This window comes from Ramlibacter sp. Leaf400 (assembly GCF_001424545.1).
Classification (GTDB): Bacteria; Pseudomonadota; Gammaproteobacteria; order Burkholderiales; family Burkholderiaceae_C; genus Ramlibacter.
Genome location: NZ_LMQL01000009.1, coordinates 472,670 through 484,622, shown reverse-complemented (window position 1 = coordinate 484,622; position 11,953 = coordinate 472,670). Strand labels below are relative to the sequence as shown.

At 70.1% G+C, this 11,953-nt stretch carries 16 protein-coding genes; 11 read left to right on the top strand and 5 right to left on the bottom strand.

What is annotated here, in order from left to right; genetic code table 11:
- Nucleotides 1–152: 152 nt before the first annotated feature.
- Nucleotides 153–881, top strand: coding sequence for a 2OG-Fe dioxygenase family protein (locus tag ASG30_RS10520; RefSeq protein ID WP_055895646.1), 729 nt, complete (start codon nucleotides 153–155; stop codon nucleotides 879–881).
- A gap of 100 nt (nucleotides 882–981) precedes the next feature.
- Here the strand turns inward: ASG30_RS10520 and ASG30_RS10515 are convergent, their stop codons facing one another.
- From ASG30_RS10515 to ASG30_RS10505, 3 genes are all read right to left on the bottom strand, one after another.
- On the bottom strand, nucleotides 982–1,743 hold the full coding sequence (locus ASG30_RS10515; RefSeq protein WP_055895644.1) for an SDR family NAD(P)-dependent oxidoreductase: 762 nt from the start codon (nucleotides 1,741–1,743) through the stop codon (nucleotides 982–984).
- A 26-nt stretch (nucleotides 1,744–1,769) separates the two neighbouring features.
- Nucleotides 1,770–2,393: a dioxygenase family protein gene (locus tag ASG30_RS10510; protein WP_055895643.1), complete on the bottom strand. Its 624-nt coding sequence runs from the start codon at nucleotides 2,391–2,393 to the stop codon at nucleotides 1,770–1,772.
- Between the two features lie 111 nt (nucleotides 2,394–2,504).
- Nucleotides 2,505–3,176, bottom strand: a complete 672-nt coding sequence (locus tag ASG30_RS10505) for an RluA family pseudouridine synthase (protein WP_055895914.1) — start codon at nucleotides 3,174–3,176, stop codon at nucleotides 2,505–2,507.
- Here ASG30_RS10505 and ASG30_RS10500 point away from each other — a divergent pair.
- The 4 genes from ASG30_RS10500 to ASG30_RS10485 all read left to right on the top strand — a co-directional run bounded on the left by ASG30_RS10500 (nucleotide 3,163) and on the right by ASG30_RS10485 (nucleotide 6,756).
- A complete protein-coding gene (locus ASG30_RS10500) occupies nucleotides 3,163–3,525 on the top strand; it encodes a DMT family protein (RefSeq protein ID WP_055895641.1) in 363 nt (120 codons plus the stop codon). The genes ASG30_RS10505 and ASG30_RS10500 overlap by 14 nt on opposite strands.
- 72 nt (nucleotides 3,526–3,597) lie before the next feature.
- Nucleotides 3,598–4,245 carry a DUF47 domain-containing protein gene (locus tag ASG30_RS10495; protein WP_055895640.1) on the top strand — a complete coding sequence of 216 codons (648 nt, stop codon included), beginning with the start codon at nucleotides 3,598–3,600 and terminating at the stop codon, nucleotides 4,243–4,245.
- Nucleotides 4,246–4,259: 14 nt separating this feature from the next.
- Nucleotides 4,260–5,270, top strand: a complete 1,011-nt coding sequence (locus tag ASG30_RS10490) for an inorganic phosphate transporter (RefSeq protein WP_055895638.1) — start codon at nucleotides 4,260–4,262, stop codon at nucleotides 5,268–5,270.
- Between the two features lie 205 nt (nucleotides 5,271–5,475).
- Nucleotides 5,476–6,756, top strand: coding sequence for a hypothetical protein (locus ASG30_RS10485; RefSeq protein ID WP_055895636.1), 1,281 nt, complete (start codon nucleotides 5,476–5,478; stop codon nucleotides 6,754–6,756).
- 33 nt (nucleotides 6,757–6,789) lie between these two features.
- Here the strand turns inward: ASG30_RS10485 and ASG30_RS10480 are convergent, their stop codons facing one another.
- Complete coding sequence (locus tag ASG30_RS10480; RefSeq protein WP_055895635.1) at nucleotides 6,790–7,236, bottom strand: NINE protein; 447 nt, start codon at nucleotides 7,234–7,236, stop codon at nucleotides 6,790–6,792.
- Complete coding sequence (locus tag ASG30_RS10475; protein WP_055895634.1) at nucleotides 7,237–7,764, bottom strand: GNAT family N-acetyltransferase; 528 nt, start codon at nucleotides 7,762–7,764, stop codon at nucleotides 7,237–7,239.
- Between the two features lie 132 nt (nucleotides 7,765–7,896).
- On the opposite strand from ASG30_RS10475, the gene rpsP reads away from it, so the two are divergent.
- The 6 genes from rpsP to ASG30_RS10445 all read left to right on the top strand — a co-directional run bounded on the left by rpsP (nucleotide 7,897) and on the right by ASG30_RS10445 (nucleotide 11,932).
- Nucleotides 7,897–8,160: a 30S ribosomal protein S16 gene (rpsP, locus tag ASG30_RS10470; protein ID WP_055895632.1), complete on the top strand. Its 264-nt coding sequence runs from the start codon at nucleotides 7,897–7,899 to the stop codon at nucleotides 8,158–8,160.
- 14 nt (nucleotides 8,161–8,174) lie between these two features.
- Nucleotides 8,175–8,741 (top strand): ribosome maturation factor RimM, encoded by a 567-nt coding sequence (gene rimM / locus ASG30_RS10465; protein WP_055895627.1) that lies wholly within the window; start codon nucleotides 8,175–8,177, stop codon nucleotides 8,739–8,741.
- 10 nt (nucleotides 8,742–8,751) lie between these two features.
- Nucleotides 8,752–9,519 (top strand): tRNA (guanosine(37)-N1)-methyltransferase TrmD, encoded by a 768-nt coding sequence (gene trmD, locus ASG30_RS10460; RefSeq protein WP_055895625.1) that lies wholly within the window; start codon nucleotides 8,752–8,754, stop codon nucleotides 9,517–9,519.
- Between the two features lie 123 nt (nucleotides 9,520–9,642).
- On the top strand, nucleotides 9,643–10,026 hold the full coding sequence (rplS, locus tag ASG30_RS10455; protein WP_055895623.1) for a 50S ribosomal protein L19: 384 nt from the start codon (nucleotides 9,643–9,645) through the stop codon (nucleotides 10,024–10,026).
- A 60-nt stretch (nucleotides 10,027–10,086) separates the two neighbouring features.
- Nucleotides 10,087–10,809 (top strand): CoA pyrophosphatase, encoded by a 723-nt coding sequence (locus ASG30_RS10450; protein WP_055895621.1) that lies wholly within the window; start codon nucleotides 10,087–10,089, stop codon nucleotides 10,807–10,809.
- Between the two features lie 127 nt (nucleotides 10,810–10,936).
- The gene (locus tag ASG30_RS10445; RefSeq protein WP_055895620.1) at nucleotides 10,937–11,932 is read left to right on the top strand and encodes a CobD/CbiB family protein; all 996 of its coding nucleotides are present in this window, start codon (nucleotides 10,937–10,939) and stop codon (nucleotides 11,930–11,932) included.
- The last annotated feature ends 21 nt before the right edge of the window (nucleotides 11,933–11,953 follow it).

The following is an 11,953-nucleotide window of genomic DNA, read 5'->3' as shown; positions in this document are numbered from 1 at the left end:
CCTTGGATGAATCCGTCATCCCCGCGCAGGCGGGGATCCAGTGCTTCCCCGCGAGCGTCCATGAAGGCGGATGCACTGGATTCCCGCCTTCGCGGGAATGACAAGCTCGGGTTGGCGGCGAGGCCGCTCGGCGCGCTTGTTAAGCTTGCCGCATCGTGCTGTCCCCCACCTATTCCCCCGTCTCCGAAGCCGCGCCGCAGCTGCGTTCTCGCGGTTATGCCGTGCTCGATGCGCAGGCCGTGTGCGAACTCGCCGGCTGCGGGCGCGCGGACCTGCTGGCGCTCAATCCTTCCTGGGACGACCTGCCGCCCGACGCCTACCTGAAGGACGGCGGCCGCTACCGGCGGCGCCGGCATTCCTGCTTCGTGGTGGAAGGCGGCGAACTCGTGCAGGCGCCGCACCGGGCGCACTGGCAGCCGGTGGAATACAACGCGCTGCACGGCGGCATGCAGCGCTGGTTCGAGCCGATGCAAGGCGACGTGGCCGCGGCGCCGGCCTGGTCGAAGCTGCTTCTTGGGCTGGGCCGCCTGGCGACGTCGGTGAAGGGTCGGCAGAAGTGGTACGTGGAAGCGCACCAGTTCCGCATCGACACCACCGACGGCATCGGCCGCCCCACGCCGGAAGGCGCGCACCGCGACGGCGTGGACCTGGTGGCCGTGTTCCTGCTCGGCCGCGAGGGCATCAAGGGCGGCGAGACGCGGGTGTTCGAGGCGGACGGCCCGGCCGGGCAGCGCTTCACGCTGGACCAGCCCTGGAGCGTGCTGCTGCTGGACGACGAGCGCGTGGTGCACGAGACCACCCCGATCCAGCCCACCGCGGCCGGCGGGCACCGCGACACGCTGGTGCTGACGTACCGGGCGGACGGGTTCCAAGGCGACTGAGCCGAAGCCCGTCATTCCCCCGGAGGCCCCCCTCCCGTCATTCCCGCGAAGGCCTCCTTCCCGTCATTCCCGCGAAGGCGGGAATCCAGTGCTTCCGCCTTCAGTCCCGCACGTCCGCCACCGGATTCGCCCCGAAATCCGGCCGCGCCAGGAACTTCAGGATGCGCGCGGCCGCCTCGGCCGGCGAGCTGAGCATCCCCTTCTGCTTGAGCCCGGCGAAGGTGCCGACATCGGGAAACTGGTCCGCGTCGGCGCCGCGCATCTGCACCTGCATGTCGGTGTCGATCACGCCGGGCGCCAGCGAACACACCTTGGCGCCGTTGGGCTGCAGGGCTTCCTCCAGCGCGACGCAGCGCGTGAAGTGGTCCATGCCGGCCTTGGCCGCGCAGTAGCCGGCCTGCGAGGCCATGGCCTTGCGGCCCAGGCCCGACGAGATGTTCAGCACCCGGCGCGGGCAGGGCCATTGGGCGGTCGCGCGCAGGAAGGCGCCGGCCAGCAGCATCGGGGCCTCCAGGCCCACCCGCAGCGCCTGCGCCAGGTCGGCCGCGGGCACCTGGGCCAGCGGCGCGATGCGAGGGACCACGCCGGCGTTGTTGATCAGCGTGACGCTGGCCAGCCCCGCCGGCCCCCGGGCGGCCAGCCAAGTCTCCAGCTTGGCCGCGGCGGTCTCGGGCCGGCCCAGGTCCTGCGGCCACTGCTCGAGCTTGCGGCCGGCGCGGGCGGCCCACTGGGGCAGGTCGTCGTGGGTCTTGCGCGAGATGCACAGCAGGTCGTGGCCGGCCTCGAGCAGCTGCTCGGCCAGGGCCAGGCCCATGCCGCGGGACGCGCCGGTGAGGATGGTGAGAGGGACGGGGGTGCTCATGCCCGCATCCTAAGCGGGCCGCCCCTTCAGGTCGCCAGCACGATGGGGAAGCTGGCCTGCAGCAGGCCGTCGCCGGCGGGGCGGAAGGGCACCGTCAGGGCGCGCCGGTCGTCCTCCCGCAGCCGGCGCCAGAGGCCGTCGCGCTCGTTGTTCGCTTCGCCCTCGACGTAGAGCTGGGTGGTCAGCAGCTCGCGCGGGCCCAGTCGCACCTTCAGGTGGATGTGCGGCGTGCGGCCGGTGTAGGGCACGGGCTTGATGGTGCGGAAGCGGTAGCGGCCGTCGGCGCCCACCGTGACGCGGCCGAAGCCCTGGAAGTCGGGGTCGGCGCGGCCGCCGTCGCCCGGGTGGTGGTAGTGCCCGGCTTCGTCGCACTGCCAGATCTCGACCGTGGCGCCGGACACCGGGCGGCCCTGCAGGTCCGTCACCGTGCCCTCGACCTGGGCCGGCTGGCCCTTGGCGTACTGGCGGCGGCCGTTGCGCAGCAGGTCGTTGTCGCTGTCGGCCGGCAGCTCCACCGGGTAGAACGGCCCTTCGGTCTGCGCCGGCGTGGGCCGGCGCGCGGCCTGGGCCTGCGCGCCCAGCAGCACGGCGGGCGCGAACACGAGGGCGGCGCTGGCGGCGCGGCGGGTGAGGGGAGGCGGCTGGGTCATCGCGGGTCCTTCGCTGTTGCTGGGACGCCGGAAGGCACGGGAGGTTCCCCCCTTTGGCCCGTCATTCACGGAGACCCTGGATCCCCGCCTGCGCGGGGATGACGAAACTGCTCAGAACGGCACCCGGCTGTGCCACGCCACCGGCTCCCCCGTGGCCGGGTGCGGGAGTTCCAGCCGCCCGGCGTGCAGCCACAGCCGAGGTGCGGCGGCGGCCACTGCTTCCGGCGCATAGAGCGAGTCGCCGACGATCGGATGCCCGATGGCCATCAGGTGCACGCGTAACTGGTGCGAGCGCCCCGTCACCGGCTCCAGCCGCAGCCGCGTGCTGCCGGCGACGGGGCCCGGGCCTTCGCGCCACCAGCGGGTGAGGCTCGGTTTGCCGTGCTGCGCATCGACCTTCTGCCGCGGGCGGTTCGGCCAGTCGGCCGCCAGGGGCAGGTCGATCTCGCCCGGGCCAGGCCCGGGGTCGCCCCACACGACGGCTTCGTAGGTCTTGCGCACTTCGCGGCCCGCGAAGGCGGCGCTCAGTCGCCGCTGCATCTCGAGGCCGCGCGCGAAAACGCACAGGCCGGAGGTCGCCATGTCGAGGCGGTGCACGATCAAGGCATCCGGATGGATCGACTGCACGCGGGCCGACAGGCAGTCCTGCTTGTCGTCGCCCCGGCCCGGCACGCACAGCAGGCCGGCGGGCTTGTCCGCCACGATGCAGTGCACGTCCGCGTGCAGGATGCACGCGGGCCGCCCTTGCCCGTCATTCGATAATCCGCCGATGCTCGCCGCCATGCCCTTCTCGCTGCAGACGATTGTGCTGCTCGCCGCGTCCAACGTGTTCATGACGATCGCGTGGTACGGCCACCTGAAGAACCTGGCGAGCAGCCCCTGGTACATCGCGGCCGTGATCAGCTGGGGCATCGCCCTGGCCGAATACCTGCTGCAGGTGCCGGCCAACCGCATCGGCTTCCAGCAGGCGGGCTTCTCGGTGGCGCAGCTGAAGATCGTGCAGGAGGTGATCACGCTGTCGGTCTTCGTGCCGTTCGCGGTGCTGTACCTGCGCGAGCCCCTGAAACTCGACTACCTGTGGGCCGCGCTGTGCATGGTGGGCGCCGTCTACTTCATCTTCCGTAGCGCCTGAGCCGCGCCCGGCGGCGCCCGGCCGGGCGGTACACTCGCCTGTTCACAAAAATACCACCGAAGGCCCCGCACGATGCTGTTCGGCAAGCTGCTGCCCCGCGAGGGGAATTTCTACGAGATGTTCAACCAGCATGCAGGCCGCGTCGTCGAAGCCGCCCATGCCTTCGCGCTGCTGGTCAAGCATTACGACGACCCCGACCTGCGCGAGAAGTACGCCCGCGACGTCGACCATGCCGAACGCGCGGCCGACCGGGTCACGCACGAGGTCAACCGCCTCATCCACAAGACCTTCATCACGCCGATCGACCGTGACCAGATCCACACGCTGATCAACACCATGGACGACGTGGCCGACCTGCTGCAGGACTCGGCCGAGACCATGTCGCTGTACGACCTGCGGCGGATGAACGACGAGATCACGCGGCTGACGGACCTGGCGGTCAAGTGCTGCGAGCGCGTGCGCGAGGCCGTCGCCATGATCGGCAGCCTGGCCGACCACGCCACCGCCGAGGCCGCGCTCAAGACCTGCGAGGAGATCGACCGCCTCGAGTCGGACGCCGACCGCGTGATGCGCGCGGCGATGAGCAAGCTGTTCCGCGAGGAGCCGGACGTGCGCGAGGTGCTCAAGCTCAAGGCCATCTACGAGCTGCTGGAGACCGTCACCGACAAGTGCGAGGACGTGGCCAACGTCGTCGAAGGCATCGTGCTCGAGCATTCTTAAAGACAGCGGCCCCCATGGAACCGATGCAGGCCGCCCTCTGGGTGGTGATCTTGCTGGTGGCGCTGGCCCTGGCATTCGACTTCATGAACGGCTTCCACGACGCGGCGAACTCCATCGCCACCGTCGTGTCCACCGGCGTGCTCAAGCCCACGCAGGCCGTGGTGTTCGCGGCGTTCTTCAACTTCGTCGCCATCTTCATCTTCCACCTGAGCGTGGCCGCCACGGTGGGCAAGGGGATCGTGGAGCCGGGGGTGGTGGACACGCACGTGGTGTTCGGCGCCTTGCTGGGCGCGATCACCTGGAACGTGATCACCTGGTACTACGGCATCCCCAGCAGCAGCTCGCATGCGCTGATCGGCGGCATCGTGGGGGCGGTGATCGCCAAGGCGGGCGCGGGCTCTTTGGTCGGCGGCGGCATCCTGAAGACGGTGGTGTTCATCTTCATCTCGCCGACGCTGGGCTTCCTGCTCGGCTCGCTGATGATGGTGCTGGTGTCCCACCTCTTCCGTCGGTCCACGCCGTCGCGCGTGGACCGGTGGTTCCGGCGGCTGCAACTCGTCTCGGCCGGTGCCTACAGCCTGGGGCACGGCGGCAACGACGCGCAGAAGACCATCGGCATCATCTGGATGCTGCTGATCGCCACCGGCTACGTGGGCAAGGGCGAGTCGTCGCCGCCCAACTGGGTGATCGTCAGCTGCTACATCGCCATCGGCCTGGGCACCATGTTCGGCGGCTGGCGCATCGTGAAGACCATGGGGCAGAAGATCACCAAGCTCAAGCCCGTCGGCGGCTTCTGCGCCGAGACGGGCGGGGCGCTGACGCTGTTCCTGGCGACCGCGCTGGGGATCCCGGTGTCGACCACGCACACGATCACGGGCGCGATCGTGGGGGTTGGGTCCACGCAGCGCGCGAGCGCGGTGCGCTGGGGCGTGGCGGGGAACATCGTGTGGGCCTGGATCTTCACGATCCCGGCCAGTGCGTTCATGGCGGCGATCGGGTACTGGGTTTCGCTGCAGATCTTCTAGGTCTGGCCGGCGTCAACCCGCTCCACGAACACACAACTTCAATTTCAGGCACGGCGGCCGGTGATGCGGCCGCCGTGCCTTTTTCATGCATGCCAGGGTTGCGGCGCTATTGCGGCGCACCCTGCGTGACTTGACTCCTTGTCGGGACATGACTGTCGCCCGAGCATCCGCGAGCTTTCGCAATGTTCATCCCACAGGAGAATCCATGAAGTTTCATGCAAGCTCGAAGACGCGGCTCGCCGGCGTAGCGCTGCTGTTCACGGCGGCCCTGGCCGGCTGCGGCGGCAGCGGCAGCGGCAGCCTGCCTCCACCGGCCGCCGCGCCCGCGCCCGTGGCCGCCCCTGCGCCGCTGGTGTTCAGCGCCTTCCCGTCGGCGGTGGCGGTGATCGGCCAGGAAGGCTTCGATCAATTGGCGCCCGTCGGCTCGCCCGGCACCTTGAACATCCCCGTTGGTGAACCCGCCGTGACCGCCGACGGCAGGCTGTTCGTCGCGGACTTCGGGACCAAGACACTGAAGGTCTTCAGCCGCTATGACCAGCATGGGCCGTCCGTGGACTTCCCGGGAGTCGCTGACCCGCGGAGCGTGTCGATCCATTCGGGCAGGCTGGTGGTGATCGACGGCAACAACGTCAGGATCTTCGAGAGCGCGACTCCTGGCGCCGCCCAGCTGGCCGTGGCGGGCAGCGCGCCCGTCTGCAGCGCAGCGGGGCTGCGTGCACCTTCTTCCGCCCACCTCACTCCCACGGGCCGGCTGGTGGTCGCCGATGCGGCCAACAACCGGGTGCTGATCTGGAACCAGGTGACGCCCGGGCAGCCCTTGGGGGACGCCAACGTCGTGCTCGGCCAGCCGTCGATGATCGCGTGTGAAGCCAATGGCGGCGGCACCAGCCCCAGCGACAGCACCCTGAGCGGGCCGTCCTCGGTCTGGTCGGATGGAAACCGGCTGATCGTGGCGGACAGCGGCAACCATCGCGTCCTGGTCTGGGACAGCCTGCCTACCGCCAGCTTCCAGCCGGCGAGAACGGTCCTTGGCCAGAGAAACTTCACGGATGCGCTGGCCAACGCGGGTGGTTTGAACGTCCGGTCGGCCATGAGCCTGGACCTCCCGGTTGCGGTTGACGTCAACGATGCCGGCCAACTGGCCGTCATGGACCAGCAGAACCACCGCATGCTGCTGTGGAACCGCATCCCCGATGCGGGCGCGCACGGCCAGCCTGCCGACCAGGTCATCGGACAGGATGGCTTCACCACGGATCGTGCCTCGGATCTGCCGAGCGACAGGACACTTTCCAATGAGCCGCACGGCCTGCGCTTCCACGGGACCGATCTGATCGTCGTGGACAGCGAGAACAACCGCGTGCTGGTCTGGAGGGGCACGGCGCCGCCGCCTGTGGCTCCTCCCCCGGTGGTGGGGGCTCCTCCCCCTGCGTTGCCGTTCCCAACTGAGACGACAGAGCCGCCTGGACCTGGCGTAGGGGCCTACTGACCGATCGCTCCGGTGGCACCCCAGGGCGCGCACTCACTGCGAGATGCGCCGCCCTTCCTCCACCTGGTGCTCGAAGTAGCCCTGCATGCTCATCACGATGCTGGTCATCAGCACCCCCGCCCCGATCATCAGCGCCATCACGATCGCCCAGATGGTGGCCCACCCGGTGCGGCCGGGCTCCGCGTCCGGCGCCGCCTGCGGGTTGAAGCGCGCGTTCCATTCCTCCGGCTTCTTCAATCCGTAGACGATCGCGGTCAGGCAGCACCCCGCGAAGGTGAAGCCCAGGAGCGGTGTCAGCACCCAGCTGAGCGGGTCGTTGGTCCCCAGCGATCCCATGCGCAGCACGCCGTAGGCGCCCAGCAGCGTCGGCACCGGCAGCAGCCAGCCCAGCCAGTCGCCGAAGCCGTGGAGATAGAAACGGTGCAGGCCGAACGGCCCGCCCAGGAAGGCGAGCCAGGTCGCGACGGTCTTGCTTTTCATCTACTTCGATTCGGGCGCCGTGCTGCTGCCGGCGCCGATCGCTTTTTCCATCAGGACGATGTCCAGCCAGCGCTCGAACTTCCAGCCGCAGTTGGCGATGGTGCCCACCGGCGTGAAGCCCAGCGCGCGGTGCACACCGACCGAGCCGGCATTCGAAGAATCGCCGATCACGGCGATGAGCTTTCGCACGCCCACCGACTCGGCCTGCGCCATGAGCGCGGCGAGCAATTGCTTGCCCAGCCCCTTGCCGGCTGCGTCGGGGTGCAGGTAGATCGAATCCTCGGCCGAGTACCGGTACGCCGGCCGCGGCTTGAACCACTGGCAGTAGGCGTAGCCCAGCACCCGCCCGTCCTGCTCGGCCACCAGCCAGGGCAGGCCCTTGCCCAGCACGTCGGCGCGGCGGCCGGCCATGTCCAGTTCGGTGGGCGGCGTGGTCTCGAAGGTGCCGGTGCCGTGCTGCACATGGTGGCTGTAAATGGCCGTGATGGCGGGCAGGTCGGCTTCCGTGCTGGGGCGGATGAGGCTCATCGGGGGTGGCGGGCTATAATCGCGGGCTTTCCAGCGTGTCGCTGGCCGGGTGGCCGATGCGCGTGTCTCAACGCTGGGGGATCACGGGGCCGTGCGCATGATGCGCTGGCTTCTCCACCCGAAGGATAAATCATGGTCGTGATTCGACTCTCCCGCGGCGGCTCCAAGAGCCGTCCGTTCTTCAACATCGTCGTGGCCGACAAGCGTATCCGTCGCGATGGCCGCTTCATCGAGCGCCTGGGTTTCTACAACCCGATCGCCAAGGACAACGAGGAAAGCATCCGCGTCGCCCAGGACCGCCTGACCTACTGGCGCGGCGTCGGCGCGCAGGCCTCCCCGACCGTCGAGCGCCTGCTCAAGCAGGCCGCCGCCAAGGCGCCCGCCGCCGCGGCGTAAGCTTCAGCGAGGCGATGGTGCCCGGGCTGGAGCCGGCGGAACTGCCGGCCGACGCGATCGAAGTCGGGCGCATCCACGATGCCTGGGGCATCAAGGGCTGGTTCAAGGTCCTGCCCCACAGCGCTTCCCCGGAAGCGCTTTTTTCTTCCAAGCGCTGGTACCTGCAACCGTCCGAGAAGGCCGCCAAGCCGGCTTTCACGGGCACGGTGCTGCTGCGCGTGCGCGAGGCCAAGGAGCACGCCGACACCATCGTCGCCACGGCGCAGGAGGTGGACGACCGCAGCGCGGCCGAGGCGCTCAAGGGCGCCCGCATCTTCGTGCCGCGTTCCAGCTTCCCCACGGCCGCCGCCAACGAGTACTACTGGGTCGACCTGATGGGCCTGCAGGTGGTCAACCGCGAGGGCGTGGTGCTGGGCGAGGTGCGCGACCTCATGGCCACCGGGCCGCAGACGGTGCTGGTGGTCGGCTACGAGCAGGACGGCAAGCCCGCCGAGCGAATGATCCCGTTCGTCGCAGCCTTCGTCGACGATGTCGACCTGCCGGGCCGGCGGATCACGGTGGACTGGCAGCCCGACTACTGAAGAAGCCGCCATGCGCTTCGACGTCGTCACCCTGTTTCCCGAACTGTTCGCGCCCTTCCTCGAGAGCGGCGTGACGCGCCGCGCCTACGAATCCAGGCAGGTCGACGTGCGCCTGTCGAATCCGCGCGATTTCGCCGACGGCAACTACCGCCGCGTGGACGACCGCCCCTTCGGCGGCGGCCCCGGCATGGTGATGATGGCCGAGCCGCTGGCGCGCTGCGTGGCGGCCGTGAAGGCCGAGCGCGCCGATGCCGCGCCGGTGGTGCTGTTCACTCCCACGGGCGATCGCCTGGACCACGCCGGCGTCACCCGCTGGTCGGCGGGCGAGGGCGCCATCCTGCTGTGCGGCCGCTACGAGGGCATCGACCAGCGCTTCATCGACGCCCACGTGGACGCGCAGCTGAGCCTGGGCGACTTCGTGCTCTCGGGCGGCGAGATCGCCGCCATGGCGCTGCTGGACGCCGTGGCCCGCCTGCAGCCGGGCGTGCTCAACGAGGCGGGCAGCCACGAGGCCGACAGCTTCAACCCCGCCATCGATGGCCTGCTGGACTGCCCGCACTACACCCGCCCGGAGGAGTGGCAGGGCCGCCGGGCGCCGCCCGAGCTGCTGTCGGGCCACCACGCGCAGATCGAGCGCTGGCGCCGCGAGCGCCGCCTGGAGGCCACCGCCCGCCTGCGGCCGGACCTGCTCGCCACGGCCCGCCAGGCCGGGCGCCTGACCCGCGCGGACGAGGCCTTCCTGGCCACCCTGGCCCGGCCAGGCGCCGGCGGGCTATAATCTTCGGCTTTCCGATCCTCTGCCCGCAGGCCTACCAAGGCTGGCGCCACCCGCGCCGGCCCGGCGTCCAGAACAGGACGCACGCCTTCCAACAACGCCCGGACACGATCGCACGGAACCACCATGAACCTGATCCAGACCCTCGAGCAAGAGGAAATCGCCCGCCTGGGCAAGAAGATCCCCGCCTTCTCCCCCGGCGACACGGTGATCGTGAGCGTGAACGTCGTCGAAGGCACCCGCAAGCGCGTGCAGGCCTACGAAGGCGTGGTCATCGCCAAGCGCAACCGGGGCCTCAACAGCGGCTTCACCGTGCGCAAGATCTCCAGCGGCGAAGGCGTCGAGCGCACCTTCCAGACCTACAGCCCGCTGATCGCCGGCATCGAAGTCAAGCGCCGCGGCGACGTGCGCCGTGCCAAGCTGTACTACCTGCGCGAGCGCAGCGGCAAGTCGGCCCGCATCAAGGAAAAGCTGGCCCACGGCACCCGCAGCACCGCGGCCGCCGAGTAATCCGCCTTCTCCCGCGACGAGCCGCCGCCGCCTGACCGGGCCGCGGCGGTTTTTCATTCCATGCCCCCCATAGCGCCCGTCCCCCCGCTGCCGCCCGACCTGGTGCCGCTGTCCAAGCTGCCCCATTTCGACCCGCGCGCCGTGCCGGTGGCCGGCATCGATTCCCACCTGCCCGCGGTGGGGGCGGCGGCGCTTGCGCCGGACGCGATCCGCGAGCGATTCCGCACGCCGCCCGCCTGGGAACCGGAGATCTGGGCCGAGAAGCGCTTCACCGACCGCCAGATCGCCCACGCCTCGGTGCTGGTGCCCATCGTGCTGCGCGACGAGCCCACGGTGCTGCTCACCGAGCGCACCACGCACCTGTCGACGCATTCCGGCCAGGTGGCCTTCCCGGGCGGCAAGCGCGACGACACCGACCGCGACGCCGCGCACACCGCGCTGCGGGAGGCGCAAGAAGAGATCGGCCTGCACGAGCGGCACGTCGAGGTGCTGGGCCAGATGCCCACCTACACCACCGGCACCCGCTTCATCGTCACGCCGGTGGTGGCGCTCGTGCGGCCCGATGCGCAGCTGGAGCTCAATGCGCACGAGGTCGCCGACGCCTTCGAGGTGCCGCTGAAGTTCCTGATGAACCCGGCCCATCACCGGCGCCACGTCTTCGAGGCGTTGGGCGCGCGGCGCGAGTGGTTCTCCATGCCCTACATGGACGGCAGCACCGAGCGCTTCATCTGGGGCGCGACCGCGGCGATGTTGCGCAATTTCTACCGGTTCCTGTCGGCATAGCCCCGCCGTCATTCCCGCGTCGGCGGGAATCCAGGGCATCCCTCGATGTTGCCGGCACGCTGCGCCGGATCCCCGCCTTCGCCGGGATGACGGCGTGGGCCATGGCGCTGCCTCGTATCATCTCCCCATGTCCTTTTTCGCCATCCTGTTCGCCCTGCTCCTGGAGCAGGTGCGGCCGCTGGCGCGCCACAACCCGATCCACAACGCCCTGAGGACCTGGGCGCGCTGGGCCAGCCGCAACTTCGACGCGGGCCGCCCTCACCACGGCTGGATCGCATGGGGCGTGGCGGTGCTCGGGCCCGCCCTCGCGGCGCTGGCGATCCACTGGGCGCTGCTGATCTGGGTGGGCTGGCCGGCGGCCATCGCCTGGAGCGTCGCAGTCCTGTACGTCACCCTGGGCTTTCGCCAGTTCAGCCACCACTTCACCGCCATCCGCGACGCGCTGGATGCCGGCGACGAGGACCGCGCCCGGGAGCTGCTGGCCGAGTGGCAGCAGGTCGATGCCTCCGAGCTGCCGCGGCGCGAGATCGTGCGGCACGTGATCGAGTATTCGGTGCTGGCCGCGCACCGCCACGTGTTCGGCGTGCTGGCCTGGTTCGCGGTGCTGGCCGCCTTCGGCTTCGGCCCGGCCGGCGCGGTGCTGTACCGGATGGCCGAGTACGTCACCCGCTACTGGCGCCACCGCAGCCGCCTGAACCCGCAGACGGTCAGCGAGGCGCTGCAGTCGGTGTCGGTGCGGGCCTGGGCGGTGGTCGACTGGCTGCCGGCGCGCATCACGGCGCTGGCCTTCGCCGTCGTCGGCAGCTTCGAGGAAGCCATCGACTGCTGGCGCCACCATTCGCAGCGTTTCCCCAACGACAACGACGGCGTGGTGCTGGCCGCCACTTCCGGCGCGGTGAACGTGCGCCTGGGCGGCGAGGCCCTGCGTTCGGCCTTCGCGCCGAACAACAGCCAGGCGTTCAGCGCGGCCTCGGTCGCCATGCCGCAAGAGGCCAGCGAGAGCACGCCGGGCCGCGAGGCGGAACCGGGTCACCTGCGCAGCATCGTCGGCCTGGTGTGGCGCTCCGTGGTGCTGTACATGGTGCTGCTGGCGCTGCTGACGCTGGCCAACCTGATCGGCTGAAGCAGCGGGGAGCACGCGCTC